22 protein-coding genes are annotated in these 26224 nt (G+C 62.8%); 11 read left to right on the top strand and 11 right to left on the bottom strand.

Annotated features, from left to right (window positions below; genetic code table 11):
• Positions 1–7: 7 nt before the first annotated feature.
• The 5 genes from AC07RZ_RS11185 to AC07RZ_RS11165 form a co-directional block, all read right to left on the bottom strand.
• A complete protein-coding gene (locus AC07RZ_RS11185) occupies positions 8–1237 on the bottom strand; it encodes a CaiB/BaiF CoA transferase family protein (RefSeq protein ID WP_494667978.1) in 1230 nt (409 codons plus the stop codon).
• A gap of 289 nt (positions 1238–1526) precedes the next feature.
• Entirely contained in the window at positions 1527–2381 is an 855-nt protein-coding gene (locus AC07RZ_RS11180; protein ID WP_494667977.1) for a helix-turn-helix transcriptional regulator, read from the bottom strand.
• 536 nt (positions 2382–2917) lie between these two features.
• A complete protein-coding gene (locus AC07RZ_RS11175) occupies positions 2918–3823 on the bottom strand; it encodes a 3-hydroxyacyl-CoA dehydrogenase (RefSeq protein ID WP_494667976.1) in 906 nt (301 codons plus the stop codon).
• 60 nt (positions 3824–3883) lie between these two features.
• Entirely contained in the window at positions 3884–4666 is a 783-nt protein-coding gene (locus AC07RZ_RS11170) for an enoyl-CoA hydratase-related protein (RefSeq protein ID WP_494667975.1), read from the bottom strand.
• A gap of 61 nt (positions 4667–4727) precedes the next feature.
• Positions 4728–5660, bottom strand: a complete 933-nt coding sequence (locus tag AC07RZ_RS11165; protein WP_494667974.1) for a 3-hydroxyacyl-CoA dehydrogenase NAD-binding domain-containing protein — start codon at positions 5658–5660, stop codon at positions 4728–4730.
• 353 nt (positions 5661–6013) lie between these two features.
• On the opposite strand from AC07RZ_RS11165, the gene AC07RZ_RS11160 reads away from it, so the two are divergent.
• The 5 genes from AC07RZ_RS11160 to AC07RZ_RS11140 all read left to right on the top strand — a co-directional run bounded on the left by AC07RZ_RS11160 (position 6014) and on the right by AC07RZ_RS11140 (position 11831).
• The gene (locus AC07RZ_RS11160) at positions 6014–6145 is read left to right on the top strand and encodes a hypothetical protein (RefSeq protein WP_494667973.1); all 132 of its coding nucleotides are present in this window, start codon (positions 6014–6016) and stop codon (positions 6143–6145) included.
• Positions 6146–6228: 83 nt separating this feature from the next.
• Positions 6229–7872, top strand: coding sequence for an MFS transporter (locus AC07RZ_RS11155; RefSeq protein WP_494667972.1), 1644 nt, complete (start codon positions 6229–6231; stop codon positions 7870–7872).
• Complete coding sequence (locus AC07RZ_RS11150; RefSeq protein ID WP_494667971.1) at positions 7869–8972, top strand: HlyD family secretion protein; 1104 nt, start codon at positions 7869–7871, stop codon at positions 8970–8972. Before AC07RZ_RS11155 ends, AC07RZ_RS11150 begins: the two co-directional genes overlap by 4 nt.
• Positions 8969–10339: an efflux transporter outer membrane subunit gene (locus AC07RZ_RS11145; RefSeq protein ID WP_494667970.1), complete on the top strand. Its 1371-nt coding sequence runs from the start codon at positions 8969–8971 to the stop codon at positions 10337–10339. The genes AC07RZ_RS11150 and AC07RZ_RS11145 overlap by 4 nt, the downstream gene beginning before the upstream one ends.
• A 469-nt stretch (positions 10340–10808) precedes the next feature.
• A complete protein-coding gene (locus AC07RZ_RS11140) occupies positions 10809–11831 on the top strand; it encodes a glycosyl hydrolase (RefSeq protein ID WP_494667969.1) in 1023 nt (340 codons plus the stop codon).
• Between the two features lie 20 nt (positions 11832–11851).
• On the opposite strand, the gene AC07RZ_RS11135 is transcribed toward AC07RZ_RS11140, so the two are convergent.
• Positions 11852–12319: a TVP38/TMEM64 family protein gene (locus AC07RZ_RS11135; RefSeq protein ID WP_494667968.1), complete on the bottom strand. Its 468-nt coding sequence runs from the start codon at positions 12317–12319 to the stop codon at positions 11852–11854.
• On the opposite strand from AC07RZ_RS11135, the gene AC07RZ_RS11130 reads away from it, so the two are divergent.
• Positions 12302–12580, top strand: a complete 279-nt coding sequence (locus AC07RZ_RS11130) for a hypothetical protein (RefSeq protein WP_494667967.1) — start codon at positions 12302–12304, stop codon at positions 12578–12580. The two genes, AC07RZ_RS11135 and AC07RZ_RS11130, sit on opposite strands and share 18 nt — an antisense overlap.
• On the opposite strand, the gene AC07RZ_RS11125 is transcribed toward AC07RZ_RS11130, so the two are convergent.
• Positions 12568–13272 carry a DUF899 family protein gene (locus AC07RZ_RS11125; protein ID WP_494667966.1) on the bottom strand — a complete coding sequence of 235 codons (705 nt, stop codon included), beginning with the start codon at positions 13270–13272 and terminating at the stop codon, positions 12568–12570. The two genes, AC07RZ_RS11130 and AC07RZ_RS11125, sit on opposite strands and share 13 nt — an antisense overlap.
• 92 nt (positions 13273–13364) lie before the next feature.
• Between AC07RZ_RS11125 and AC07RZ_RS11120 the strand changes: the two genes are divergently transcribed.
• From AC07RZ_RS11120 to AC07RZ_RS11110, 3 genes are all read left to right on the top strand, one after another.
• On the top strand, positions 13365–13862 hold the full coding sequence (locus AC07RZ_RS11120) for a hypothetical protein (protein WP_494667965.1): 498 nt from the start codon (positions 13365–13367) through the stop codon (positions 13860–13862).
• Between the two features lie 16 nt (positions 13863–13878).
• Positions 13879–16104: a LamG-like jellyroll fold domain-containing protein gene (locus AC07RZ_RS11115; protein ID WP_494668020.1), complete on the top strand. Its 2226-nt coding sequence runs from the start codon at positions 13879–13881 to the stop codon at positions 16102–16104.
• A gap of 270 nt (positions 16105–16374) precedes the next feature.
• Entirely contained in the window at positions 16375–17565 is a 1191-nt protein-coding gene (locus AC07RZ_RS11110) for an acetyl-CoA C-acyltransferase family protein (protein WP_144740085.1), read from the top strand.
• Positions 17566–17608: 43 nt separating this feature from the next.
• Here AC07RZ_RS11110 and AC07RZ_RS11105 read toward each other — a convergent pair whose 3' ends face one another.
• The 4 genes from AC07RZ_RS11105 to AC07RZ_RS11090 form a co-directional block, all read right to left on the bottom strand.
• Positions 17609–18271: a peptidoglycan L,D-endopeptidase MepK gene (locus tag AC07RZ_RS11105; RefSeq protein WP_144740082.1), complete on the bottom strand. Its 663-nt coding sequence runs from the start codon at positions 18269–18271 to the stop codon at positions 17609–17611.
• Between the two features lie 73 nt (positions 18272–18344).
• Positions 18345–19049 (bottom strand): glutathione S-transferase N-terminal domain-containing protein, encoded by a 705-nt coding sequence (locus AC07RZ_RS11100; protein WP_494667964.1) that lies wholly within the window; start codon positions 19047–19049, stop codon positions 18345–18347.
• Between the two features lie 147 nt (positions 19050–19196).
• The gene (locus AC07RZ_RS11095) at positions 19197–19814 is read right to left on the bottom strand and encodes a trimeric intracellular cation channel family protein (RefSeq protein ID WP_494668019.1); all 618 of its coding nucleotides are present in this window, start codon (positions 19812–19814) and stop codon (positions 19197–19199) included.
• Between the two features lie 10 nt (positions 19815–19824).
• Positions 19825–22215 (bottom strand): penicillin-binding protein 1A, encoded by a 2391-nt coding sequence (locus tag AC07RZ_RS11090; RefSeq protein WP_494667963.1) that lies wholly within the window; start codon positions 22213–22215, stop codon positions 19825–19827.
• Between the two features lie 167 nt (positions 22216–22382).
• On the opposite strand from AC07RZ_RS11090, the gene argP reads away from it, so the two are divergent.
• Together argP and AC07RZ_RS11080 are read left to right on the top strand one after the other, a co-directional pair.
• The gene (argP, locus tag AC07RZ_RS11085; RefSeq protein ID WP_494667962.1) at positions 22383–23270 is read left to right on the top strand and encodes an HTH-type transcriptional regulator ArgP; all 888 of its coding nucleotides are present in this window, start codon (positions 22383–22385) and stop codon (positions 23268–23270) included.
• A 163-nt stretch (positions 23271–23433) separates the two neighbouring features.
• Positions 23434–26157, top strand: coding sequence for a TonB-dependent receptor domain-containing protein (locus tag AC07RZ_RS11080; protein ID WP_494667961.1), 2724 nt, complete (start codon positions 23434–23436; stop codon positions 26155–26157).
• The last annotated feature ends 67 nt before the right edge of the window (positions 26158–26224 follow it).

Here is a 26224-nt window from a genome sequence, read left to right as displayed (position 1 = left end):
GAGGCCGTCAAGACTTGGCCACGACGGCGCCGGACGATTTCAGCTCGGCGATCTCGGCCGCGCTGAAGGCTAGTTCCTGCAAGACTTCGATGCTGTGCTGGCCCAGTTCCGGCGCCAGGCGCGGCGTCACCTTCGGGACGTCCACCAGCCGCATCGGGCTGTTGACGGTGTGCGAGGCCTCGCCGTATGGCCCTTCCAGCGGCACCAGGATATCGTTGGCGATCATCTGCGGATCGCGCACGATTTCGTCGAAGGTTTGAACCACGCCGAAAATGACGCGGCCCTGATCGAGCACGGTGCGCCAGTGCGCCAGCGGCTGGCTGGCGAAGACCGGATCGAGCAGCGCCACCAGGTCGGCGGCGTGCTGCACCCGCAGCTGCTTGGTGGCAAAGCGCGGATCGTCCGACAGCTGCGGCAGGCTCAGCGCCTGCACGAAACCCGGCCAATCCTTTTCCTGCGCGGCCACCAGCAGCAGCCAGCGGTTGTCAGAGCTGCGGTAAGGATTGAGCAGCGCGTTAGCCGGGCGTTTGCGGTCGTGCTGCTCGACGAACTTGGCGCCGTTCAGCGCGCCCTCGATCCAGGCTGCCGCCGCCCACGCGCCCTCGGCGATCAGCGAGGTTGTTACATGACCGCCCTTGCCGGTCAGCGTGCGCCGGTATAACCCGGTGACGATCGCCGAGTACAGCGTCACTGCGGTCGCGTGGTCACCGATGCCGGGGATGGGCAGCGTCGGCGGACTGTCGGCGTCGTGGGTCACGTCCATCAGTCCGGTGCGCGCCCAGTATGCGGTGACGTCAAAACCTGGCTTGTCCGCTTCGGGGCCGTCCAGGCCGTAACCGGTGATGTCGGCATAGATCAGGCGGTCGTTGTGCGGAGCCAGTTCCTCGTATGTCAGGCCGAGCGACTTGCGCACCTTGGGCGGGAAATTCGTCACCAGCACATCGGCCCACTTCACCAGCCGGCGCAGCACGCGGCGCGCGGCCGGCGACTTCAGGTCTAACGCAATACTGCGTTTGTTGCGGTTGGTGAGCTGCCATGCGTAGTTGCTCTCGCAGGCCGGATTGGGCGGAGTCATGTAGAAATAGCGGTAGGGATCGCCCAGGCCTGGCGGCTCGACCTTGATCACGTCGGCGCCGAAGTCGGACAGGATGGTGGTGGCGGCTGGCCCGGCAATGAAACTGGCCAGGTCGAGGACCTTGAGGCCGGAAAACAAACTGGCTTGCGGCGTGGCGGTCATGGATTTCCTCTTCTGGTTCGGCGATCAAGTGGGGGAGCAGAGTTGCTGGCGAGGCTGCCGCGGCAGCAACCCTGATGGCATATGCTCCCCCATGCCGAACCGCCTGTCTTCTGCTCTCGTGCGCGCATGTCGCAATCATGCGGCGCCAAGCTGCGCGGGCTTGTAAAAGGGCTTGTTAAAAGGGCTTGTGAAAAGGGCTTGTGAAAAGGGCTTGTGAAAAGGGCTTGTGAAAAGGCGTCCAGGCCCTTGGCCAGTGGCCTGGCCACGATGCCGGCGCTGCAGCCGGCGCTTAACGGGCGCCGCGGAAGGCGGCCGGCGTGACGCCTACCAGCAGCGCGAAGCGGGTTGTGAAATAGCTCTGGCTCTTGTAGCCGACTTCGAAGGCGATGTCGGCAATGCTCTTGTCGCTTTCGATCAACATCTTTTTGGCAGACTCGATGCGGAAGCGCATGATGCACTGGTGCGGCGATTCCTGTGTCGAGTGCTTGAACATGCGGGCGAAGTGATAGGGGCTCATGTCGAGCTGGTCGGCGATGTCCTTGAAGCCGATGTCTTCCTGATGGTGGGCCCGGATGTAATCGACGGCGCGGCGGATTTTGTAGCGTGGCAGTCCGCCCAGGATCACTGACGGCGCCTGGGTGTCGGTGTAGGTGCACAGCAGGTGCTGGCCAATGACGATGGCAACCGACTCGATGTAGGATTTTTCCAGTTCGCGCCGGCTCTGCATCTGCTGCTCGATCGAGCGCGCCAGGTGCCACATGAAGGGGTCGACCGAGGCGTACTGCGGGGTCATCTGGCAGTCGTGATAGCCGTTGGCCTGAGCCAGCGCGGCCAGGAAGGCGGGCTTGACGGCGATGCTGGTTATCTGGGCGTCGGAAGTCCATGCGGCGGTGAGGGTATGTCCGGCCGGGACGATGCAGACGTGGCGGTCCGATACTTTGATCTGCTGCGGCTCGCCGTGGGCGCCGCGATAGGTAAGGATGGCTGACGCGTGCATGCCCGGCGCGGTGATCTCGTGGTCGTCCTGGATCCGTTCGCGTGCGTTGGCGCGCAGGCCCTTGCCGGTGCGGATGCGCATGTCGTTGCAGCGTGCTTCGAGGATGTCTTGCTGTCCGCAAGCGCGTTCGGCCACGCACGGCATCATGGCAGACCTCCGGCGCCGTCGGTCATGATGGCCGCCACGGCCACCGTCGCGGGCCGGCTGACAGCGCCAGCCACGCGGTACGGCCGGGCGGTCTGCGGTAGAGTTCGTGGACACTGACGCATGGTGTATCCCTATGAAGTGAGATGACCTGCAGGGGTTGGTTCAACTGCTGTCGTGCTGATTCTCGCACTGGCCGCATCGGACCGGGAGTACTGTTTCGGACAATTAGTGCGACAAAATAGGACAGTGACGAGGATCGTGCTGGAGTACCTCGCAAACACATTGCGCCGTCCTTATTTGCCGCCGTGGCGGAAGGCCTGAGGCGGTTGCTTGGCCCGGCGCTTGAACGCGCGCCGGATGATGCCGGGCCGAGGTCTCGGTGTGCTGGATGAACAAAACGCGACGCGGCCAGGCCCGGGCTTCAGCCCGGGCCTGTCAAGGCGAGCGCTGCCGATCTCGCCGTCATGCGCGGCGTCGGCAGTGGGGGAGGTCGATTTTTTTTTGCATTCTCTTGCGTCGGCGCGCGCCCTGCGCCTTCAGCGCGCCTCCGCGTAGGCGATCCCGCTCAGGTTGCCCTGCGCGTAGAGCAGCGTCTTGCGATCCGAGCCATCGAGCCGGGCCGAGTAGACCGAGCCGCCGAGGTCGGTCATGAACATGCGGTCGCCGTCGAGGTCGAGCGCGATGCCTATGCCTTCCATCAGGTGGGTGAACAGGATTTTCGGTGTCGGCCGCGGCCCGTGCGCCGGTGCGTCCATCGGCGCGCAGTTGACCGTGTTGCCGCGCGGCGGGCTGCCGCGGTCGGTCCAGTACAGCAGGCGGCGGCGCAGGTCCAGTTCGAGGTCGATCGGCTCCGGCAGGCCGTCGTACAGCAGTTCGATGTCGCTACGGGCGGCCGGCTGCTCGCCAGGCGGCAGGCCGATGCCGGCGCGGAAGATGCGGCCGCGGTCGCCGTCGTCCGGGCCTTTCTGTGTCCAGTAGATGTGGCCGCGCTCGGCGTCCACTGCGATGCCGACGCACCAGCGCTCCTGGCCGGTACGGTCGGCCGCGCCCTCGCCGGCCTGGACCAGCGTCTCGATGGCGCTGCCGTCGAGATTGGCGCGCATGACGCGCATCCCTTCACGGTCGCACCAGTAGAGCTTGCGGTTGCGCCGGTCCAGCTGCAGTTGCTTGGGCGTGAACGTAGTGCCGGCCGGGATGATGGTGCAGCGGTTGCCGCCATCGAGGTCGATGCGTTCGATGGCGCCGTCGTCCATGTTGGGCACGCCCATGTCGGTCCAGTAGAGGTGGCCGGCGGCCGTGTCGATGGCAATGCCGTCCGGCAGGCGGCAGTTCCGCACCAAGGTCTTGCAGTCGCTGCCGTCGGGCCTGACTGACAGGATGCGGCCACCGCTCAGGTCGAGCACATACAGCAGGCCGTCGCCGGCGGGAGGGAGATGACTCATGGTTATCCTCGTTTTCAGTGGGAGAGTGGATGCGCCGCCGGTCCAGGACGCGGTGCGCTGTCAGCGGCCGGTGAATTGCGGCGGACGCTTGGCGAGGAAAGCAGCCGTGCCTTCGCGCTTGTCGTCGGAGGCGGCGCAGACGGCGAACAGCGCGCTTTCGAGCGCCAGGCCGTCGTTCAGCGCCGTGTCCATGCCGCGCAGCACCGCCTCGGCGGCCAGGCGCACGGCCAGCGGAGCATTGGCGCCAATTTGCTGCAGGATGGCTTCGGCGCGCGCGACCAGGCCATCGGCCGCGACTACCTCGTTGACCAGGCCGATGCGGCAGGCTTCCTGGGCATCGATGGTGGCGGCGGTCAGGATGATCTGCAGCGCGCGGCCGGCGCCGACCAGGCGCGGCAGGCGCTGTGTGCCGCCGAAGCCGGGCAGCACCCCTAGCCTGACTTCCGGCTGGCCGAACGCGGCCCGCTCCGACGCGACGCGCAGCGTGCAAGCCATGGCCAGCTCGCAGCCGCCGCCGAAGGCGTAGCCGTTGACGGCGGCGATGACCGGCTTGCCGAGGCGTTCGATGCGATCGAACACGTACTGGCCCTGGCGCGTGAAGCGCTGGGCGTCGACGGCGCCGATCGAGGCCAGTTCGCCGATGTCGGCGCCGGCCGCGAAGGCCTTGCCTTCGCCGCTCAGGATCACTCCCTGCACGGCGTCGTCGGCCGCGGCCGCATCGAAGGCGGATAGCAGCTCGGCCAAGGTGGCCTGGTTGAGTGCATTGAGCACGGTGGGGCGGTTCAGCGAGATATAGGCTATATTGCCGGCCGTGCGGTAGAGCAGGTTGTCATAGTGCGACATGGAACAGGGCTCCTGGTAATTGACGTACCGGCCGGCGCACCAGCCTGGACGTGGTCCGGCTTTATTCGTTGGCGCGCGCGGCCAGCAGGCTCAGCAGCGTTTCGTCGCGCTGCTCGGCCAGCTCGCCGAGTGAGCGTCCGTCCGCTTCCGCCTTTACGCCGTCGATCATTTTCTTTCTGATTTCCGGCGTAAGCGCCGGGTTGCCCAGAACTTGCCACCAGGCTTGCATGGGGCCCGAGAACTGATCGAAGAAATGCTCAATGCCTCCTTCGCCGCCGCCGAGGTGGTAGAGCAGCGACGGACCCATCACGCCCCAGCGCAGGCCTGGGCCCCAGCAGACGGCGGTGTCGGCGTCTGCCACGCTGAGCACGCCTTCGGAAACGAGATAAACGATTTCGCGGAATAGCGCCGCCGCCAGGCGGTTGGCGACGTGACCCGGCATTTCCTTGTGCAGCCGGACGGTGCGCTTGCCCAGGCCGTCGTAGAAGGCCGTCACGCGCGCGATGGTCGCTTCCGACGTCAGCTTGCCGCCGACGATCTCGACCAGCGGAATCAGGTGCGGCGGATTGAACGGGTGGCCGATCACGCAGCGCTCGGGATGCAGCTTGCAGCCGGCCTGGATCGCCGACATGGTCAGGCCGGACGAGCTGGAGGCGATCAGCGTGTCGGCCGGCAGCAGGCTGTCAAGCTGCTCGTACAGCGCGATCTTGAAATCGAGCCGCTCGGGACCGTTTTCCTGCACCAGGTCGGCGCCGGCGACGGCGTCGGCGATGTCGGCCGTGAAGCGCAGCTTGCTCCGGTCGGCGCCGTCGGCCACGCCAATCCGTATCAGCGCCGGCCAGGCCTGGTCGATGTACTGGCGCAATCTGGCTTCGGCGCCGGGCGCGATGTCGGTGGCCGTCACGTGCAGGCCGCGGGCCAGGAATAGGGCGGCCCAGCTGGCGCCGATGGTGCCGGTGCCGATGACGGCAACCCGTTGGATAGTCTTGACCATGTGTACATTCCTCAATGTGGTGGGCGGAGTGGGGACGCCTGACGAAGTTCTGGCGGCAGCTTGAGGAAGATAGTAGGAGGGACATCCGCATGCGTCTTTCGGATACGTGCGCGCGTATCGCGAAAGTGCTGAAACCGCCGGTGCGGAAACGGCGCCGATAGCGCGACGGCTGTACCCGTGTTTTTTGCATGCTCCCGGCGCCGCCGTGCGGAGCGGCCGCATGATTGCGCTATGGCCGCACGAGATCAAAAGACAGGCATGTCCGGTCCGGCGACCATACGCAGGCTGCCGTGCACCACGGCAAGTTCGGGTTTTCCTGTCATCCCCTTGCCGTTGAAAGCTGTGTTCCGACCATGCCTAACCATGAATTATTGCCGGGAAACGCCGCCGGCGGCGACGCACAGGATCGCGGAATCGTGATAGCCTTCTTCAACGCCAATTCGGGGCTGGGCGGCTTGCAGTGGCTGGTCGGGGGAGACGGTTAAATGCGCAAGTTTTCACACAGTGGAGAGGCATTCGTCGCTGGCAATGTGGCGATCTGTCCCATTTTCGTTGCGATGGAGCGGGCATGAGCGACACGCCCGAACCCGCTTATCGCTTCGCGCCGGAAGAGCAGCCGGCCTTCCCCGGTTCTCCTTACGCGCCCACGCATCCAGGCTGGCGCCGGCTCGGCTACGTTGCGGTAGCCTTGCTGGTGGGTATTTCTGCAACGTTCGGCAATGCCCTGGTTAATGTCAACGTCGCCAACCTGTCTGGTGCGATGGGAATATATGTCGCACAGGCAAGCTGGTTGCCTGCGATCTATGTGGCGATGAATGCGAGCGCCAACCTGACCTTGGTCAAGGCGCGTACCCAGTTCGGCATTCCAGCGGTAAGCAAGGGACTCCTGATCGCCTATGCGCTGGCCGGCTTGTGGCAATTCCTCTCTCCCGGGTTTGCTTCTGCAGTGCTGATCCGTGCGGTTTGCGGCATGACGGCCGCGGCGCTCACTACACTCACCATCTACAACCTGCTCCAGGCTTTTCCGGCAAAACTGCGGCCTCTTGGCCTGGTCATCGGCATCAGCATTCCGCAACTGGGCACGCCGCTTGCGCGCTTGATCCCGGTCGAAATGCTGGCGCTCGATAACTGGCGCACCTTGCATTTGATCGAACTGGCGATTGCCCTGGCTGCGCTGGCAGCCATTTCCGCCCTCCCTCTGCCGCCAAGCGAGCGCAGCAAGGCGTTTCAGCCGCTCGACCTGGTTACCATCGCGCTGCTGGTGCCGGCGGTCATGCTTGTCTGCGGCGTGCTGGGCGAGGGCCGTCTGCTGTGGTGGACGGATACGCCCTGGCTCGGCTGGGCGCTGGCGGCAGCGGTGCCGCTGTTTGCCATTGCTTTCCTGGTTGAGCGGCACCGAAAAAAACCGCTGCTGCAGCTGCGCTGGCTGGGCAGTATCGACATAGTGCGCTTCGCGATCGTCGCGCTGCTGGTGCGGCTTGCGCTCGCCGAGCAGACTTACGGTGCGGTCGGACTGTTGACCTCGGGCGGGCTTACCAACGATCAGCTGCGCACGCTGTTTGCAATCGTCGCGGCAGCCATGGTGCTGGGGACGATGACGGCGGCGGCCACATTGTCGGAAAAGCGCTTGCCTTACCAGGTGATTGCAGCGGCACTGGTGATTGCGCTTGGCGCCTGGATGGACAGCAACGCGACCAACTTGACGCGCCCGCCGCAGCTGTATTTGAGCCAGGCGCTGATTGCCTTCGGTACTACGCTCTTCATCGGCCCGGCGCTGCTGTACGGCTTCATCCGCATGTTCAGCCGTGGAGCAGACCATCTGGTGAGCTTCGTCGTGCTGTTCAGCATTACCCAGAATATCGGCGGCCTCGGCGGGTCTGCGCTGCTCGGGAGCTATCAGGTGATTGCGGCGCGGGCGCATGCGCAGGCTCTGTCGGAACACCTGTTGGCGGCCGATCCGCAAGTAGCGGCACGCATTGTCAGCGGCGGCGCGGCCATCGCCAAGGTGGTCTCCGATCCGACGCTGCGCGCCGCGCAGGGCGGCGCTTTCCTGGTTCAGGCGATGACCGGGGAAGCCAGCATCCTGGCCTATAACGACGTGTTCCGGCTGGTTGCGCTGTTGGCGCTGTCGACTGCGCTCTACCTCGGTTACTTGGTCATTTTTCATGCCGTCCGCCATCGACGGAAAACTACGCCGGAAATCCCAACATGAGTACCAAAGTGAGTACTACAGCCACAGCATCCCCTCCCGCGCGCACGCCGGGCTGGCATCCCGCTCCCAAGCGGGCGGCTGCGACGATCTTGATTATCCTGCTGGCGGTCGCGGTTGTCATGGTGATTCTTTACGCCTGGAATTTGCCGCCGTTTGCAAGCTCAACCGAGAGCACGCAGAACGCCTATGTCCGTGGACGCACCGCCGCGATTGCGCCGCAGGTGAGCGGATATGTGGTCGAGGTGGCGGTCAAGGATTATGAACAGGTGCGCGCAGGCCAGGTGCTGGTGCGGATCGACGACCGCATATATCGTGCACGGGTGGAGCAGGCGCGTGCCAATCTGGCTGCCCAGCGGGCTGCTCTCGCCAATAGCGAGCAGGCTCGCGCCTCGCGTAGCGCCGGACTGCAAGCGCAGACCGCCGGTGTCGCCAACGCTCGCGCGCAGCTTTTGCGAGCGAAGGCGGATATGGCGCGCATTGACGACCTGGTGCGCGACGGTTCCGTTTCCATTCGCGAGCGCGACCAGACGCTGGCAGCACTCGCCCAGGCGGAAGCGCAGGTCCGCCAGGCGGACGCGGCCGGCGAGATCGCCCGGCAGGATATCCGCACGGTGGATGTCGGTAAGGGCGGGCTGGAGGCGCAGGCGGAAGCGGCGCAAGCACAGCTCAAGCTCGCCGAGATCGATCTGGACAATGCCGTGATCCGCGCGCCTGAGTCCGGGCAGATCGGCGAGGTCGGCGTGCGCCTCGGCCAGTATGTGACTAACGGTACGCAGCTGCTGTCGCTGGTGCCGGCAGAGCGCTGGGTTATTGCCAACTATAAGGAAGCCCAGACTGCGCGCATGGCGCCGGGCCAGAAGGCAAGCATCAGCGTCGACGCGCTGGGCGGAGCGGAGCTTGCGGGAGTGGTGCAAACGATCTCGCCGGCGGCGGGATCGGAGTTCGCGGTGCTCAAGCCGGACAACGCTACCGGCAATTTTGTCAAGGTTCCGCAACGGATAGGCGTGCGCATCGTGATCGATCCTGGCCAGCCGCTGGCGCAAAGATTGCGGCCGGGCATGTCGGTGGAGGCGCGGGTCGACACGCGCAGGCAAAAATGACGGCGCGGAGGATTGCCCTTTTACTGGCCGTGGCGCTCGCCGCGTGTGCCGGGCCGAGGCCGGCGCCGCCACTCGCGGCTGCCGTCGCGCCGCCGGCGGCGTGGCGGGACGACACCGCTTCCGGCAACGAACTCGCGGCCGGCTGGTGGCAAGGTTTCGGCGACCCTGTGCTGACAAGGATTGTCGAAACAGCGCTTGCCAACAATCTTGATGTGGCCGTGTCTGCGGCGCGGGTGGAAGCCGCGCGTGCACAGTTTCGCTTGAGCGAGGCGCAGCGCTTGCCCAATCTTGCGGGCAGCCTGGGCGGCGGCAGGCAGCGTGATGTCAGCCCCTTCGGCAAACCGGAGACCCAAACCGCCGGACAGGCCGAGCTCTCTGTGTCTTACGATCTTGACCTGTTCGGCCGCCTTGCCAGTGCCAGTTCGGCGGCGCGTGCTTCATTGCTGGCCAGTACCGCGGCGCACGACAGTGTCCGGCTCGCGGTAGCGGCTTCGGCCGCGAGCGGCTACATCACATTGCGTGCGCTCGATGCCCGGCTCGCCATATTGCGCGATACCTTGGCGGCGCGCTCGGCATCGTTGAAGCTGGCGCGGCGGCGCGCCGAGGCGGGTTATTCTTCCATGCTCGATCTGCGCCAGGCAGAAGCGGAATATAGCGCGACCGAGCAACTTATCCCGGCAGCCGAGCTAGCGATCAGGCGGCAGGAAGACGGCCTCAGCTTGCTGCTGGGGGACAATCCGCAAGGGATCGAGCGCGGTTCGGATCTGGCTGCGCTGACAGCGCCGTCTGCCGCATCCGGCCTGCCGTCGGCGCTGTTGCGGCGGCGGCCGGACATCGCTCAAGCCGAGCAGCAACTGGTCGCCGCTGATCATTCGCTTGACGCGGCGCGTGCAGCCTTCATGCCGAACATACAGCTTACGGCGTCGGGGGGTTATATCGCCTCTACCCTTCTTACCAGTCCGATCGCCATCTTTGCGCTCGGCGGCAGTGTCCTGGCTCCCATTTTCGACAGCGGCCGTTTACGTGCGCAAGCTGATACGGCGGCAGCCAGGCGCGATGAAGCCGCCTACCTATATCGAAAGACTGCGCTGACCGCTTTCAAGGAAGTCGACGAATCGCTTAGTGCAATCCGGCGCAACGCCGACCAGGAACATGCGATCGCAGCCCAGCGCCAAGCCCTGGCGCGTGCGCTGGCGTTAGCGAGCAGCCGCTATCGCGCCGGTTATTCCCCCTATCTTGAGCAGCTTGATGCGCAACGGAGTTTGCTGTCGACGGAACTGACCCTGATCCAGGTGCGCGCCGACCGCCTGATTGCCGCGGTAAGCCTGTTCCAGGCGCTGGGCGGCGGATGGCGGCATCAAGGATGAATGAATCGCCAGGATTGCTTCATGCGCCAAGCAATCGCCTCTCAAAGTTGCACTGATCCTCATCTGATTGTTTTTTTGCAAGCGCGTTGCCGCACCAAGACTAATTTCATCCAAAGCGCGCATGACATTACTTGTCACTTAGCGACAAAGCTGGGCAGCTTCAGATTGGCGCGCGACACAACGAAATGAAGCCGCATCGTCCTCCCAAAGAGGGAAAACTTCGCCATCGGACTGATAGCCTGATCCCCCGCACGTTGCCAGGTCTCGTATGGCAGGGCCTGTAAAAAAGAAACGAGTATTGCAGTTGCTTAAGCATATTTATCGTCCGTTTCTACATGGGCCATCAAACAATATTGCTTTATGGCATGTTATTTGCGGTGTGATACGCGAAGCCGTCATATTGCTTTACGCATCGCAGCGAGGCTGGTCTATCCGCTGCGCTCTAACAATATTATTAAGAAATTTCTTTATGTACCTGACATATCTTTGCGCGTTCCTTTCGCGATCGCGCCGCCGCTGCGCCGCGTGGACCCTGGTCTTCGGCTGCATGGCCCTGGGCGGCTGCGGAGGCGGCGGCGACAGCGGTTCCACGGCGGCGTCAGGATCTCCGAATTCCGCCACCGTACCTGCGGCGACTTCGCCGGCTCCGGCAACTTCGCCGAATCCAGCCAGTCCCGCTGCTCCGGCCGGCACTACGCCGCCAGCCGGGACGGTAACTGCGAAGAGCGCAAAGCGCGGCGTCGCCTATGACCTGGCCAATCCGCTTGACCTTGCCGCGCTCGCGCCTGGCGTGAGCTGGTGGTACAACTGGAGTTCGCAGCCGAATGCCCTGGTCCCCGCTGACTACCGCGCACAGTACCAGATGGATTTTTATCCCATGCTATGGAATGGCAATTACGACGCGGCCAGCATCGAAGCGTCCCTGAAGCAAAATCCTCAAATCAAGTATCTGCTGGTGCTGAACGAACCTAACCAGTCCGACCAGTCCAATCTGACGCCGCAGCAAGCCGCAAGCCTGTGGCCCGGCTTCGAGGCGATTGCCGCGCACACCGGCGTCAAGATCGTCGGGCCGGCGATAAGCTGGGGCACCATGCCGGGTTATGCCGATCCGGTGGTATGGCTGGATGCCTTCTATGCCGCCTATCGCAGCGCCAACGGCAACCGCGATCCGCAAATCGACTACCTGGCCTTCCATTGGTACGACTACGGCCTGGCGGCGCAGCTCGACCGTCTCGCCAAGTATGGCAAACCGTTCTGGGTCACCGAATTCGCCAACTGGCATGCGCAAGCCGACGGCGCGCAGATCGACACGCTTGCCAAGCAGGAGGCGCAGATGACCGACATGGTGGCGACCTGCGAGGCGCGCGCCGACGTATTCCGCTATGCGTGGTTTACCGGCCGCTGGAATAACGACAGCCATTTCACCAGCTTGCTGGGCGCTCCCGGGCAGCTTACCGGCCTGGGCCGGCTGTACCTGTCGCTTCCGCATTGATGGCAGCGGCCAGCTGCGCTTCAATGCACATGCAGCGCCTGGCCGATATAGTCAAAGAATAGGCAATACGCCATGATCGGCAACGGCAAGCCGAGCATGGTGCCAGCCAGGTACTTGTAGAATTTCACGCCGGACAAAGCCAGCGCGTAATTGAGCGCAGGAACGGTCTGAAACAATACCCTTAGCAACGCAATGCTTGCAACCGGATGCGCATCCAGGCCGCGGAGTATCTTCAGCGCATGGCGGTTCTTCAATTCCCGGAATGCATCGCCGCCGATGAAACGGATCGTCAGGAAAGTAAACACGCAGGAGACGACGGCGGCGAGATAGGTTGCAAGGCCACCCCAGGTCTTGCCCAGGGCCAGTACCGCGGCGGCGAGGAATATCCAGCCGGGTATCTGGATCAGGTTGCCCAGGCAAAACAGCAAAACAAAGATCAGCAAGCCGCTAACTTCGTTGTCGGCGATCTGTTGACGAAGGAACGTCAAATTGAAATGTTCTCGCAAACCGGAAAATTGAAACAAGGCGAGCAGCAGCAACAGGAAAAGAACAACGATCAACAGCCGTTTGTAAGGGCGCATGGCAAAGTTTCGCAAGTTAATATGGTGACCAGGTCACGGGCCTTTGATATCAAGCTTATCAGCGATTGCGTCCTTCCCGGTTTGCCGGCGTTCCAGGACAAGTCCGCCGGCATGAAGCGCTACGGCCGCCAGCCAGCACTGCCTGGCGTGATCGTTTATCCCGGATAGTCGAGCTTCGGATACCAGTCGGTTCCGCGTCCTTCGGGCGTGCTGTCGAGGATGGTCCAGAGCGGCATCAGGTCGGGAGCGCCGCGCGGGTCCTGGCCGGGGTCTGCCGTCTCCGGGCCCATTTCGCTGCTCCAGAAATGGCGGATGGCGCCGTCGCGCCGGGTGAAGACATTGAAAGCCGGGATGTCGGCGTCGTCCGCGCTGACATAGTCGCGGGTGTAATCGCCGCTGACATCGGCATACAGCTTAAGATGGCGCCATCCGCGTTCCTTCTTGAATGCAAGCAGGCGTTCAATCGGCGAGCGCGCGACGATCACCAGCGCAATACGCTGCCCGACATCGGCCGCTTCGCCGTCCCAGGCCGAGAGCAGCGAAGTGCACATCGGGCAAGGCCGTTCGCGCTTCGGTCCGTACATGTAGCTGTAGATCGCGAGCGTTTTCTTGTCGCCAAACAGGCTGGCGAAGCTGGCCGCGCCATCTTCTCCTTCGAAGCGGTAGTCTTTGGCGACCAGGCCGCCCGGCGGCAGTGCGCGGCGCTGTTCCGCGACCCGCTCGATGTGGCGCCTGAGTTCGATTTCTTGCGCGAGAAGCAAGTCGCGCGCACGCCGGTATTCTTCGTTCTCGTTCGGAAAGCGAACGCCATTTTTTTTGGCCAGTTCGCTTGCCGGCTTGAGTTGCTGTCGTGTGCCCATGGTTATCCTCCGATTGCCTGGCATCCATCTGTCCAGTCACGCTCAGGCGGCCGAACACAAGAGACGGCGATAAGACCGCGCCTCGCTGTCCATTGTTTGCGAACGAACAACAGCGCAATTGCCGCGTTTTTCTTGGCATAGCGTGTCACAGAGATAATCGCAGGCGCGATGTTTTACAGATTAAACCAAAACAGCATATTTTTCCGCGTGTTGCCGTACGAAACAATGATTCTTCCCAAGGCCATGCCGGGATGGCAATTGATGGCGTGCCTTATGCACGCACTTTGCGCGGTGCTGCCGAAGCGCCGTGCCGCATCGATCCCGATGCCTTGTTCGATTGGACAAAATTTGCCTCGCCGGGCAGGAAACTGACGAAAATTGTTAGCGCTAACATCCATTTGCGACAGGCGCCGGCAGCTTTTTATTCACAGATCGTTTGTGGCCTGCAGCAGGCTGGATGTGGCACGGATCCTGCCTTTGATGCCTTCGGAAAATATATCTTTGAAGGACCAGAGCGTGAAAAATCCAGTTACCGCCGCCAGCGGCGAATTGTCTCCGGCAGCAGCGGCAAAAAAGGAATCCACCGTTGAACAGCATGTTGACGGCATGTCGCGCCGCAATTTCATGTCCAGTATCGGCATCCTGTTGCTGGCTGGTTGCGGCAGCGGCGGCAGCGATACGGCGTCCGCAGCCGGCAGCAGTTCGCCTGCCGCCGTGCCGGCGGCTACTTCGGCAACGGCGCCGGCCGCGCCTGCAAGCGCCGGCCAGACTCCTGCCACGACGACAACGGAAACCGCATCCGTTCCCGCCGGCAGTGCGTTTGTTCATCCGGGCCTGCTGCACACGCAAGCCGACTTTGACCGCATGAGCCAGAAAGTGAAAGCGAACGCGGCGCCGTGGATCGACGGCTGGAATGTACTGATCGCCAACAGCCATGCCCGGCTGAGCTACACGCCTCGTCCGCAAGCAGCGATTTATCGCGGCAGCGACGGTGTGCATGCGGAGAACTACACGCTTCTCTATAACGACATTGCCGCTGCCTATGCTTGCGCATTGCGCTGGAAAATTTCGGGCGATACCGCTTATGCCGACAAGGCGGTGGCAATCCTGAATGCCTGGTCGTCGACGCTCACGCTATTGGGCGGCAATTCGAATGTCGACCTGGCCGCCGGCATCTACGGCTACGAATTCGCCAACGCGGCCGAAATCATGCGCTCCTACGGCGGCTGGGCTGCTGCCGACCTTGCCCGTTTCCAGAACATGATGCGGACTGTCTTTTACCCCATCAACCATGATTTCCTGATCCGCCACAACAATACCGAAGTGACCCACTACTGGGCCAACTGGGACTTGTGCAACATGGCTTCGATCATGGCTATCGGCGTGTTATGCGACGACCGCGCCATGTTCAACGAAGCGGTCGATTATTTCAAGGGCGGCGCAGGCAACGGCGCCGTTTCACAAGCCGTCTATTACATGCATCCCGGTTACCTGGGACAGTGGCAGGAAACCGGCCGCGACCAGGGCCACAACACGCTGGGCATCGCATTGATGGGACCGATCTGTGAGATGGCCTGGAACCAGGGAGTCGACCTGTACGGTTATGACAACAACCGCTTTCTTGCCGGCGCCGAATACGTCGCCAAAGCCAACCTGATTGAATCGGGCAGCGCGTTTTATACGGTGCCCTATGTCACTTACAACAACGTCGACCATGTCAACCAGACTGCCTTGTCGACCGCCGGCCAAGGCGCTGTGCGGCCTGGATGGGCGCTGGTCTATAACCATTACGTCAACCGCAAGGGATTGGCCGCGCCTTATTCGCGGAAATTCGCAGCCCTGATCCAGCCGGAAGGCGGTGGCGGCAATTACGGGCCCAACAGCGGCGGCTACGATCAGCTGGGCTATGGCACGCTGACCTGCACGCGCGACGCAATACCGAGCGGCGCGGCGCCGAGCGGCCTGACCGCGATTGCGAGCCAGGGACAGGTGCAGCTGTCGTGGTGGGGCAGCGCGTATGCCAGCAGTTACAGCGTCAAGCGCGGCACGGCCGCGGGCGGACCGTATACAACCATCGCAACCGGCATCAGCGATTTGCTGACCTATACCGACAGCGGACTCGCCGCAGGCACCTATCATTATGTCGTCACTGCGCAGACGCCGTCTGGAACCAGTGCGGCATCGAACGAGGCGACCGCGGTCACGGCGGTGCAATTGCTGGCCTACCTGGCGCTCGATGACGGCAGCGGCGCCACAGCCGCCGACTCCAGCGGCAAGGGGCATGCCGGGACGCTGGTCAACGGCGCCAGCTGGGCCAGCGGCAAGAAGGGCGGGGCGGTGTCGCTGAACGGCAGCAACGGCTACCTCAGCCTGCCGGCCGATATCGTAAGCGATGTGGCGGATATCACGGTCGCGGCATGGGTGTTCTGGAATGCTTCCGGCACGTGGGCGCGCGTGTTCGATTTCGGTTCTGGCGCCGGTCATTACATGATGCTGGCGGCCCGCGGCAACAGCGGGTTCCCGCGCTTTGCCATGACCGTCAACGGCGGCAGCGGCGAGCAGGGAATCGACAGCAACACGGCATTGCCGGTCGGGCAATGGGTCCATGTCGCCGTCACCCTGTCGGGCAAAACCGGGACCTTGTACCTGGACGGCAACCCGGTAGGCAGCAATCCTGCGATGGTGCTGGCGCCGTTCCGCCTGGGCGGCACCAGCCAGAACTGGATCGGCAGGTCGCAGTATGCCGCCGATCCGTACTTCAATGGCCTGATAGATGAATTCCGCATCTATCGCGGCGCCTTGAGCGCAGCCGAGATTGCCGCCCTGATGTAATCTGCCCCGCAGTTCTGGTCCTGGCCAGAATTTGTGGCGCATGCCAATGATGGTTCTCTGGAATATCTTTCCTTCAGCACCCTCCCATTCTTGTACGCCAGCCGCGCCTTCAAGCGGCATGCCGGCATGACACCCAAGCAATTCCGGCAGCAGGCCGCGGCCGAAGCAGCGGATGCCTGCTAGAGTAGCGCTGTAGGCTTGATCTGCCGCTTTACGTTAACAAGGCAGCAAGCATTGCAGCAGCATCGTCAAACCAACAAGGAGATAAACATGGCCAATACAAGAGAAGTCGTCATCGTCGGCGCCGCCCGTACCGCTATCGGGGCATATGGCGGAGCATTGAAGGACCTGGCGCCGGGCGAACTGGGCGCGGTTGCTGTCAAGGAAGCATTTGCGCGCGCCGGCGTCGATCCGCTGCAGGCCGGCCAGATCGTATTCGGCAATGTCATCCACACCGAGGCGCGCGACATGTACGTGTCGCGCGTGGTGGGCTTGAATGCCGGCATGGGCAAGGAATCCACGGCGCTGACGCTGAACCGGCTGTGCGGTTCCGGCTTGCAAGCCATCATCACGGCCGCCAACGCCATCCAGCTGGACGAGACCGATGTCGCCGTCGGCGGCGGCGTTGAAAGCATGAGCCGCTCGCTGCATGCGACACAAGCCGCGCGCTGGGGCGCGCGCATGGGCGACATCAAGATGATCGACATGATGATCGGTGCGCTGTCCGATCCTTTCGGCGGCGGCCATATGGGCATCACCGCGGAAAACGTGGCGGAGAAATACGGCATCACGCGTGAAGAACAGGATGCGTTCGCGCTGGAAAGCCAGAAGCGGGCGACGGCAGCGATCGCCGCCGGCTACTTCAAGTCGCAGATCGCGCCGGTCGAAATCAAGACGCGCAAGGGCGTCACGCAATTCGACACGGACGAATATCCGAAGGCCGACGCCACCATGGAATCGCTGGCCAAGCTCAAGCCGGCATTCAAGAAAGAGGGCGGCACGGTCACCGCCGGCAATGCTTCCGGCATCAACGACGGCGCTGCCGCCTGCGTCCTGATGGAAGCGGGCGCTGCCGTCCGCGCCGGCTTGAAGCCGCTGGCGCGCCTGGTTTCCTACGGCGTGGCGGGGGTGGATCCGTCGATCATGGGCACCGGTCCGATCCCGGCAGTCCAGCTTGCCTTGAAACGCGCCGGCCTTGGTTTGCAGGATATGGCGGTGATTGAGTCGAACGAAGCGTTCGCTGCGCAGTCGCTGGGCGTGTGCAAAGGGCTGGGTCTGGATCCGAAGCTGACCAATGTCAATGGCGGCGCTATCGCGCTCGGCCATCCTTTGGGCGCGAGCGGGACGATCATCGCGGTCAAGTGCCTGTATGAACTGATACGCACCGAGAAACGCTACGGCTTGATCACCATGTGCATTGGCGGCGGCCAAGGCATTGCGCTGGTCATCGAACGCATCTGAAGCGATTTGTCCGGCTGGACAGTCGCCGCGGGACAACCGGCAGTCAGCCTTTCCAGGTGCGCTGCAGGCCTGTGTCGGCGTGGATCCAGCCGCCGTTTTTCCCCGGCCGGTAGTAGAAGCCGACGCCGCCCTGGCGGAAGCTGCGTATCAAGCCGCCCAGCACATCCGCATCCAGCTGCGTGAGGCGGATGTCGGCCGCGCGGCCTTCCAGGTGCAACGATTTGCGCGCCGCCGGCACGCCGGTTTCGATCAGGTGCTTGTTGGTGGCCGCGGTGCGGAATCCCGACAGGATTTCCAGCGGCTGGCTGATGCCGTAGCGCGCGATGAAAGCCTGGGTGCCCCACAAGGTTTCAAGCAGCTTGGGATCTATCGGCGCTACCTGCTTGCCCTGGACATCGCGCAGCAGGTGGCACAGCTGCTGGTAGGCCGATTCCTGGATTTCGCCGTCTTTCCAGTACAGCAGCTTGGCGCGTTCGCCGCTGGCGGGGCGGGTTACTTCCAGCACCCGCGGCTTGAGCCAGAATTCCATGTCGACCAGCTGCGCGTCAAAGATGTCTGGCGGCGGGTCCATCGGCGGCGTCTCGGACGGTGCAGCAGTGGCCTCTTTGGCGAAAGCTGCCGGAGCGGCAAACGGCAGCTGGCTGGAAAAGAGCCCGGAGGCGGTCAGGAACAAGCTCTTTTGCAGGAATTTTCGACGCGATGGCATGGCGGTCCAAATGTGATGGGATGGGCAATTTTAGCGCACCATCCCCGCTTTGAGTAGCCGCCCCGGGTTACGCTCAGCCGCGCTGCGGAATCGTCAGGCCCTTGGCCACCGCCGGCCGCGCTACGAATGCCGCGAGCGCCCGCGTGACATGCGGGAAATCGGCGATGCCTACCAGGTCGCCCGCCTCGTAGAAGCCGATCAGGTTGCGCACCCAGGGGAAGGTAGCGATGTCGGCGATGGTGTACTCATCGCCCATGATCCAGCTGCGCTCGGCCAGGCGCTGGTTGAGCACCGCCAGCAGGCGCTTCGATTCCGCCACGTAGCGGTCGCGCGGGCGCTTGTCTTCGTAATCCTTGCCGGCGAATTTGTTGAAGAATCCGAGCTGGCCGAACATCGGTCCGATGCCGCCCATCTGGAACATCAGCCACTGGATCGTCTCATAGCGGCCGGCAGCGTCTTGCGGCATGAACCGGCCGCTCTTGTCCGCCAGGTAGATCAGGATCGCGCCGGATTCGAACAGCGGCAGCGGCTTGCCGCCCGGGCCGTCGGGATCGAGGATCGCCGGGATCTTGTTGTTCGGGTTGAGCGACAGGAATTCCGGCGAGGTCTGGTCGTTGCTCTCGAAGCTGACCAGGTGCGGCTCGTAAGGCAGGCCGGTTTCCTCCAGCATGATCGAAATCTTGACGCCATTGGGAGTCGGCAGGGAATACAGCTGGATCCGCTCAGGATGCCGGGCTGGCCATTTTTTTGTGATGGGGAAGGAAGAAAGGTCGGTCATGGAAGTTCCTTGTTGTTTGGTCTGCTTGAAAAATTCGCCGGCGCCGGGCACGGAAAACAGCCAGTCTAAAGCAAGCCGGGCAAAGATGCTTTGAGCGTGGCCGCGGCACGGTTGCTGCATTCAAGTTTGCGGAAAGCGCGGCGCCGGCTATTCAAAACCGCGGATGCCGTTGCCGTTAAAGCTCGGCAGCTTCCAATGGAAACGCATGGCCAGCAGGCGGAACACGAAGCCTGCGCCGATCGCGGCCAGCGGGGCGATCGTCGGGTCGACCTCGAGCCAGAGCAGGCCGACATACAGCGCGCCGGTGAACAGCGCCACGGTAGCGTAGATTTCGCGCTGCAATACCAGCGGAATCTGGTTGCACAGCACATCCCGCAGCAGGCCGCCGAAGACGCCGGTGATCATGCCTGCCAGGATCACGATGCCGGGCGACATGCCGTTGGCGCGGGCGATATCGCAACCGATCACGCTGAACGCCACCAGGCCGAGGCCATCGACCACCAGGAACACATTGCGCAAGTGATGCAGGAAACGCGCCACCAGGGCAGTGACGGCGGCGGCGCCGATGGTAAACAGCAGGTATTCGGGATGGGCGATCCAGCCCAGCGGATAATTGCCCAGCAAGATGTCGCGCATGGTGCCGCCGCCCAGTGCGGTGATGGTGCCGACCACGCAGATGCCGAACAGGTCCATGTCGCGCCGCATGCCCATGATGGCGCCGGACATGGCTTCGGCGACGATTGCAACGAGGTAGATGGTATGCAGCAGCATGGGCTTAGTCTCCGGAAGAAAACATTTTCAGAATCTGCGCGCGCTCTTGCGCCGCGCTCAAGGTTCCCGTTTCGGCCGCAAGGTTTTCAGCCGGGCCGGGTTCGCACTTCAGCTTGCTGTGGATGAACGGGTTGTTGTCGGCCAGGCAGCTGCGGTCCAGGTATTCGGAATAGATGTAGTCGCCGTCGGCCAGGGTTAGTCCAGCCGGCTCCACTGCTATCCGTTCCTGCCGGTCCTTGACCGCCACCTGCATGTAGCGGCTCCAGACCGGCAGCGCCAATGCGCCGCCGGTCGTATTGCCGAGCGTTTTCGGCTGATCATAACCCAGCCACACCACCGACACCACGCCCGAGGAATAGCCGGCGAACCAGGCGTCGTAGGCATTGTTCGAGGTGCCGGTTTTTCCTGCGGTATCGCCGCGCGCCAGCACCTTGGCGCCATGGCCGGTGCCGGACTTGACCACGTCTTGCAGCATGCTGTCCATGAGATAGGCGTTGCGCGCGGAAATGACTCTTTTACCGGCCTGGCGGACGGCATTCCCGTCTTTGCGCGAGGTGTCGGCATAAAGCACCTGGCCGGAGCGGTTGCGGATTTCCTTGATCAGCCTGGGAGCCAGGTGATAACCGCCGTTGGCGAACACCGCATAAGACTGGGCCAGCTGCAGCGGCGTCACGGCGCCGGCGCCGAGCGCCAGCGGCAGGGAAGCAGGATTGCGTTCCGGCAGGAAACCGAACTGTGTCGCGAAGCCCTGTACATAGCCGGCGCCGGCAGCTTGCATCAGGCTGACTGCGACCAGGTTCTTGGAGCGCATCAAGCCGCGCCTGACGGTAATGAAACCCTCATAGTTGTTGCCGTAATTACGCGGCCGCCAGGCGCGGGCGCCGGTTTCCTGCGGCAGCAGGAGGCGCTGGGTATCGTCCACCATGGTGCCGGGGAAATATCCTTTTTCCAGTGCCGCGGAATAGACAAAGGGCTTGAAACTCGACCCTGGCTGGCGGAAGGCCTGCAGCGCGTGGTCGAAGGGGTTGCGGAAAAAATCGAAACCGCCGGCAAGCGCCAGGATATCGCCGCTCTGGGCGTCGAGCGAGACCAGCGCGCCTTCCATTTCCGGCAGCTGGCTGAGCAGCCAGCGCTGCGAGTCGTCCTGGTAAACCCTGATCACCGCACCCGCGGCGATGCTGCGCTTGCCTTCAGCCGGCAGCTTGGCCCAGCCGCCGGCGATGCGCGGATCAAGCAAGCTTGCTTGCAGCGATCGGCCGTCGCGCAGCACGGCTGTAATCTGCTTCGGCGCCACGGCGGTGACGATTGCCGCGCGCAACTCGCCGCTGTCGGGATACGGTGCCAGCAATGCGCGGGCGCTGTCTTGCCAGCCATGGTTTTCCGATGCGGGCAGCCGCGCTTCGGGGCCGCGATATCCTCTGCGCGCCTGGGCGTCCAGCAATCCCGTGCGCAGATGCTTGTCGGCGGCCAGTTGCGGCGCCATCTGGATCGTGGTGACGACATCCAGCCCCATGGTGTAAGCACGTTCCTGATAAGCTTGCACCACCATCTGCCTGGTTTCTTCCACGACGTAGGCCGCTTCCCGGATGGAGCTGTTGCGGCTGGCGTTGAGCACCAGTTTCTCTGCCATGGCCTGCTGGAATTCTTCTTGCGTGATATCGCCGAGCGCCAGCATGCGCTGCAGAATATATTGCTGGCGCATCTGCGCCCGCTGCGGATTGGCTACCGGATTGTAGGCGGAGGGCGCCTTGGGCAAGCCGGCCAGCATCGCCGCCTCGGCCGTGGTCAGCTGTTCCAGCGGCTTGTCGAAATAGATATTGGATGCAGCGGCAAAGCCATAAGACCGTTCGCCCAGGTAGATCTGGTTCATGTACAGCTCCAGCAGCTTGTCCTTGCTGTACTGCTGTTCCAGTTTGTAAGCCAGCAATATTTCCATCAGCTTGCGCTGCACGGTTTTTTCGCGCGTCAAAAAGAAACCGCGCGCTACTTGCATGGTGATCGTGCTGGCGCCCTGGCCATGCTGGCCGCTGACGGCATTGGCCAGCGTGGCGCGCAGCAGGCCGGTGAAATCGACGGCGCCGTGCTGGTAGAAGCGCGCGTCTTCGATTGCCAGCAGCGCCTGGCGCATGCGCAGGGGAATCTGGGCGATAGGCAGGAACTCGCGGCGCTCCTCGCCGTATTCCGCCAGCAGCACACCTTCGCTGGAGTAGATCCGCAATGGCAATGCCGGACTGTATTGCGCCAGGTGATCGACCGCGGGAAGCTGCTGCCACGCTTGCCGCAGCCAATAGCCAAGCGCGAGGCTGGCGGCCAGCGTTAACCCGAGAACCAGGCCCAGCGTGAATTTGAGACGGCGGACCAGGCGCGATTTCGGTTGTTCGGCAAGCTGCCTCATGGATGCTCCTGTGACTTGGGGCCGGCGCCGCCGATCACGGATCGTCGGCGGCTGCGGATTGGATGGGAGCGGGAATTGTGCATTCAATAAGACATGGGTTTAATAAAATTAAGTATTATTAATGAATGATAAATATTTCTTATTAAGGGATATAAAGGAAACATCGAATGAACTTGAATCCGAAGCACACCGATGCCTTTCGCGCGGTGATCGAAACCGGCAGCTTCGAGCAGGCGGCGCTGCGGCTGCACCTGACGCCGCCGGCGATATCGCAGCGCGTGCACGCGCTGGAAAGCATGCTGGGCAATGCCTTGATCGTGCGCAGCCGTCCCGCGCGCGCCACTCGCACCGGGCAGCGGCTGATGCAATACCTGAAGCGCGCGCAATTGCTGGAAGCGGACCTGGCGGCAGAGCTGGCGGTGGAGCAGGATGCGCCGCTGACACTGGTGCTGGCGTTGAATGCCGATTCGATCGGCACATGGTTTTTTCCGGCCTTGTCGGATGTGCTGATACGCGAAAAAGTGCTGCTCGACCTGACCGTGGAAGACCAGGACCACACTTACACCTTGCTGGAGACCGGCCTGGCCATAGGCTGCATCAGCACCGAACCGAAACCGATGCGCGGCTGTTCGGCGGAATTATTGGGAGTGATGCGCTACTGGCTGGTGGCGGCCGAGGCGTTTCGCGAGCAATGGTTCGCCGACGGCCTGACGCGCAAGGCGGCACGCAGCGCGCCGGTAGTGGCCTATACCCATAAAGACACTTTGCAGTCTTCCTTCTTGCTGGACCGGCTGGGCCTGCCGGAGGGAGCTTACCCTTGCCATTACGTGCCCGGCGCCGCATCGCATTTCAATGCGATCCGTTACGGCCTTGGTTACGGCATGGTGCCGGAACTGCTGCTCAAGGCTAGCGCCGGCAAAAATGAAATGGCCCATCTGGCGCCGTCCAGGCCGCTTGAACTGGCGTTGTACTGGCATACCTGGAAGGTGCAGTCGCCACGCATGGAAAACCTGTCGCGGCAGATCATTGCCGCTGCGAGAAAAGTCCTGAAGTAATCCCTGCGCGCGCTTCGTCCGGCGAACCGTGCTATCGACGCACAGCGCATATGGATATGTAAAACCATCAGTTTGTATTGCCGTCCGTCTACTATATTCTCGTCTCCCATTAAAGAACGCAACAGTTCTTTACAAAAGAATACATGGGAAGGAATAGCAATACATGCACAGATTCAAAACCCTGCCGGCGCAAACCGCGCTGGCGCTGCTGGTCGCGTATGCAATACCAAACTCTTATCTGACAGCCTTTGCCCAGGCCGCGGATGGCGATGCCGCAGCCGGCGGCACGAAACCGGTGCTGGTCACCGGCTCCCGCATTCCGCGCGCCAGCAAGGAGGGTCCGACCAGCGTCACGGTGATCACCGGCGAGGACATCGAGAAGCAAGGCTACCGCAACGTGTTCGACGCCCTCAGTTCGCAGACCCAGAATACCGGCATGACGCAGGGCGCCGACTTCGGCAACACCTTCACTCCGGCTGCGAATACCATCAGCCTGCGCGGGCTGGGGCCGAACCATACGCTGATCCTGTTCAACGGCAGGCGCATCGCCGACTATCCGGTGGCCTATGACGGCTCGGTCAACTTCGTCAACCTGGCGAATATCCCGTCGGCGCTGGTGGACCGTATCGAGATATTGAACAGCGGCGCGTCGGCCATCTACGGATCGGATGCGATTGCCGGCGTGGTCAACATCATCACCAAAAAACAGGTCAGCGGTTTCGATTTCAACATCAAGGCCGGCGGCACCAAGGATGGCGGCGGCGCCAACCAGCGCATCCAGCTGACCGGCGGCGGCAGCAGCGGCAACCTGAGCGGGGTATTCGGCGTGGAGCTGAGCCGCACCGATCCGATCTGGAGCCGCCAGCGCGATTTCATGTCGTCCACCACGGCCGGCGGCGCCGCCCCGACCCGCATCCTGTCGCGGCAGAACGTCGACACCGGGAAATATGTCGATCCGGGCGCGACCTGCAGCCAGCTCGGCAATCTGTTCTACGACAGCGTCGTCAGGGTGCAGTCGAAATCCGGCGCGTATTGCGGCAGCGGCAAGGCCCAGCCCGCCTACTGGACCACCATGACCCAGAACGAGAGCGAAAACCTGTTCGGCAGCCTGAGTTACCAGCTGACCCCCAAGACAGAAATATTCGGCGACCTGATGCTGGGATTTAACTCGACGCAAAATAATACGCGCGGCCCGAGCTGGACTTCCGAAGCGGTCGGCAACAGTTATTTCTTCAACCAGAACAGCGGCGCCAACGAAAGCTGGTCACGCCGGATTTCACCGGAAGAAATCGGCGGTGCGACCCGCTTCAACCGCCGCTGGAACGACGTCGCCGGCAACCTGACGGTGGGCATACGCGGCGATATTCCATCGACCAGCAGCTGGAACTATGAAGCGGCCTACAACATCTCCGCCTATACCAGCCGCAAGACCACGCCTTTGCTGCTGAATAACGTCGACAGCTTTTTCCTCGGCCCGCGGCTCGGCTACGACGCCGACGGCGTTGCCATTTATGCGCCCGATCCTGGCAGGTTGTCGCAGCCCTTGACCCCTGACCAGTTCAATTCGATCACCGGCAAGGCAACCAGCCGCGATAAATCCTGGACCCAGACCTTGAGCCTGAGCGCCAACGGCGAACTGTTCAATTTGCCGGCCGGGCCGGTGCGCCTGGCGGCGGTGACCGAGTTCGGCAGCCAGGGTTTCAGCAACACGCCCGATCCGCAGATCAACCAGGGCGTGTTCTATAACCAGGCAACCGCCGACGGCGCCAGCGGCTCGCGCAAGCGCTATGCGCTGGGCGCGGAGCTGAACATACCGATTCTCAAGGAATTGGTCGCCACCGTCGCCGGACGTTACGACGAATACAATTTTGCCGGCCGCAACGACGGCAAGTTCACCTACAACACCGGGCTTGAATTCCGTCCCGTGAAGACCCTGCTGTTCCGCGGGAACTACGCGACCAGCTTCCGCGCGCCGGACATGAATTACATCTATTCGTCCACCACCCGCGGCTACTATTCGTCGACTACCGATTATTACCGCTGCCAGCAGGCCGGACAGCCGCTGGCCGGCTGCGAATTCAATAATTATTCGCCGGGCGCGAACTATGTCCAGACCGGCAGCAAGGACCTGAAATCCGAGAACGGCAAATCGTGGAGTTATGGCGTGGTGTGGTCGCCCAGCTCCAGCTTCGACATATCGGCCGATTTCTGGCGCATCCAGATCGACAACCTGGTCACCAACCTCGACCCCGACCTCATCTTGCGCAATGAAGCGAATTGCCGTGCAGGACAGCTGGACATCAATTCGCCGACCTGCGTCGATGCGCTGAGGCGGGTGCAGCGCAACCCGGCCAATGCGATTTTCAATCCTAACGCTATCCAGGATATCCTGGTCAATCCGATCAATGCGGCGCAGGAGCGCACCAGCGGCCTGGATGTGAGCGGTAAATGGCGGATCAAGGCAGGCGGCGCCGGCGATTTCCTGCTGAAGGCGAATTACACCAAGGTGCTCAGCCACCACTACCGGCAGTTTGCCAGCGATCCTGACCAGGACTTGCTGAATTCGCTGACCAATCCGGACTGGGGCTCCAAGGTCAACGCCAGCGTCACCTGGCTGCGCGACAAATGGACCGGCACCGTGCAAGTCACGCGCTACGGCAGCTTGCCCAGCGCCGACCAGACCCGCCGCATCTCGCCGTTCGCGCTGGTCAACCTGAGCGCCAGCTACCAGATCACCCCGCGGGCGTCGGTGGCGCTGATCGTCAACAATGTGCTCAATTCGGTGAAGCAAGACAATACCGCCGGTTGGCCGTATTATCCTACCGGTAACTACAATCCCTATGGCCGCCAGGGATGGCTGGAATTCAATTACCACTTTGGTTCGTGATATAGCGTTCATGGCCGCATAGGGGCGGGTTTGGCCTGCCCCTATGCGGCTTCAACTATCCACATGA

The organism is Collimonas sp. GW821-FHT07E08 (assembly GCF_059418905.1).
This window is presented reverse-complemented; position numbering and strand designations above follow the sequence as displayed.

Bases quoted from the DNA above. Each gene is read 5' to 3' on its own strand.
- AC07RZ_RS11185 (WP_494667978.1), bottom strand. From the start codon at position 1,237: ATGACCGCCACGCCGCAAGCCAGTTTGTTTTCCGGCCTCAAGGTCCTC.
- AC07RZ_RS11105 (WP_144740082.1), bottom strand. From the start codon at position 18,271: ATGCCATCGCGTCGAAAATTCCTGCAAAAGAGCTTGTTCCTGACCGCC.
- AC07RZ_RS11155 (WP_494667972.1), top strand. From the start codon at position 6,229: ATGAGCGACACGCCCGAACCCGCTTATCGCTTCGCGCCGGAAGAGCAG.
- AC07RZ_RS11080 (WP_494667961.1), top strand. From the start codon at position 23,434: ATGCACAGATTCAAAACCCTGCCGGCGCAAACCGCGCTGGCGCTGCTG.
- AC07RZ_RS11165 (WP_494667974.1), bottom strand. From the start codon at position 5,660: ATGGTCAAGACTATCCAACGGGTTGCCGTCATCGGCACCGGCACCATC.
- AC07RZ_RS11160 (WP_494667973.1), top strand. From the start codon at position 6,014: ATGCCTAACCATGAATTATTGCCGGGAAACGCCGCCGGCGGCGACGCA.
- AC07RZ_RS11150 (WP_494667971.1), top strand. From the start codon at position 7,869: ATGAGTACCAAAGTGAGTACTACAGCCACAGCATCCCCTCCCGCGCGC.
- AC07RZ_RS11115 (WP_494668020.1), top strand. From the start codon at position 13,879: ATGTCGCGCCGCAATTTCATGTCCAGTATCGGCATCCTGTTGCTGGCT.
- AC07RZ_RS11180 (WP_494667977.1), bottom strand. From the start codon at position 2,381: ATGATGCCGTGCGTGGCCGAACGCGCTTGCGGACAGCAAGACATCCTC.
- AC07RZ_RS11170 (WP_494667975.1), bottom strand. From the start codon at position 4,666: ATGTCGCACTATGACAACCTGCTCTACCGCACGGCCGGCAATATAGCC.
- AC07RZ_RS11140 (WP_494667969.1), top strand. From the start codon at position 10,809: ATGTACCTGACATATCTTTGCGCGTTCCTTTCGCGATCGCGCCGCCGC.
- AC07RZ_RS11125 (WP_494667966.1), bottom strand. From the start codon at position 13,272: ATGGGCACACGACAGCAACTCAAGCCGGCAAGCGAACTGGCCAAAAAA.
- argP (WP_494667962.1), top strand. From the start codon at position 22,383: ATGAACTTGAATCCGAAGCACACCGATGCCTTTCGCGCGGTGATCGAA.
- AC07RZ_RS11100 (WP_494667964.1), bottom strand. From the start codon at position 19,049: ATGACCGACCTTTCTTCCTTCCCCATCACAAAAAAATGGCCAGCCCGG.
- AC07RZ_RS11145 (WP_494667970.1), top strand. From the start codon at position 8,969: ATGACGGCGCGGAGGATTGCCCTTTTACTGGCCGTGGCGCTCGCCGCG.
- AC07RZ_RS11090 (WP_494667963.1), bottom strand. From the start codon at position 22,215: ATGAGGCAGCTTGCCGAACAACCGAAATCGCGCCTGGTCCGCCGTCTC.
- AC07RZ_RS11175 (WP_494667976.1), bottom strand. From the start codon at position 3,823: ATGAGTCATCTCCCTCCCGCCGGCGACGGCCTGCTGTATGTGCTCGAC.
- AC07RZ_RS11110 (WP_144740085.1), top strand. From the start codon at position 16,375: ATGGCCAATACAAGAGAAGTCGTCATCGTCGGCGCCGCCCGTACCGCT.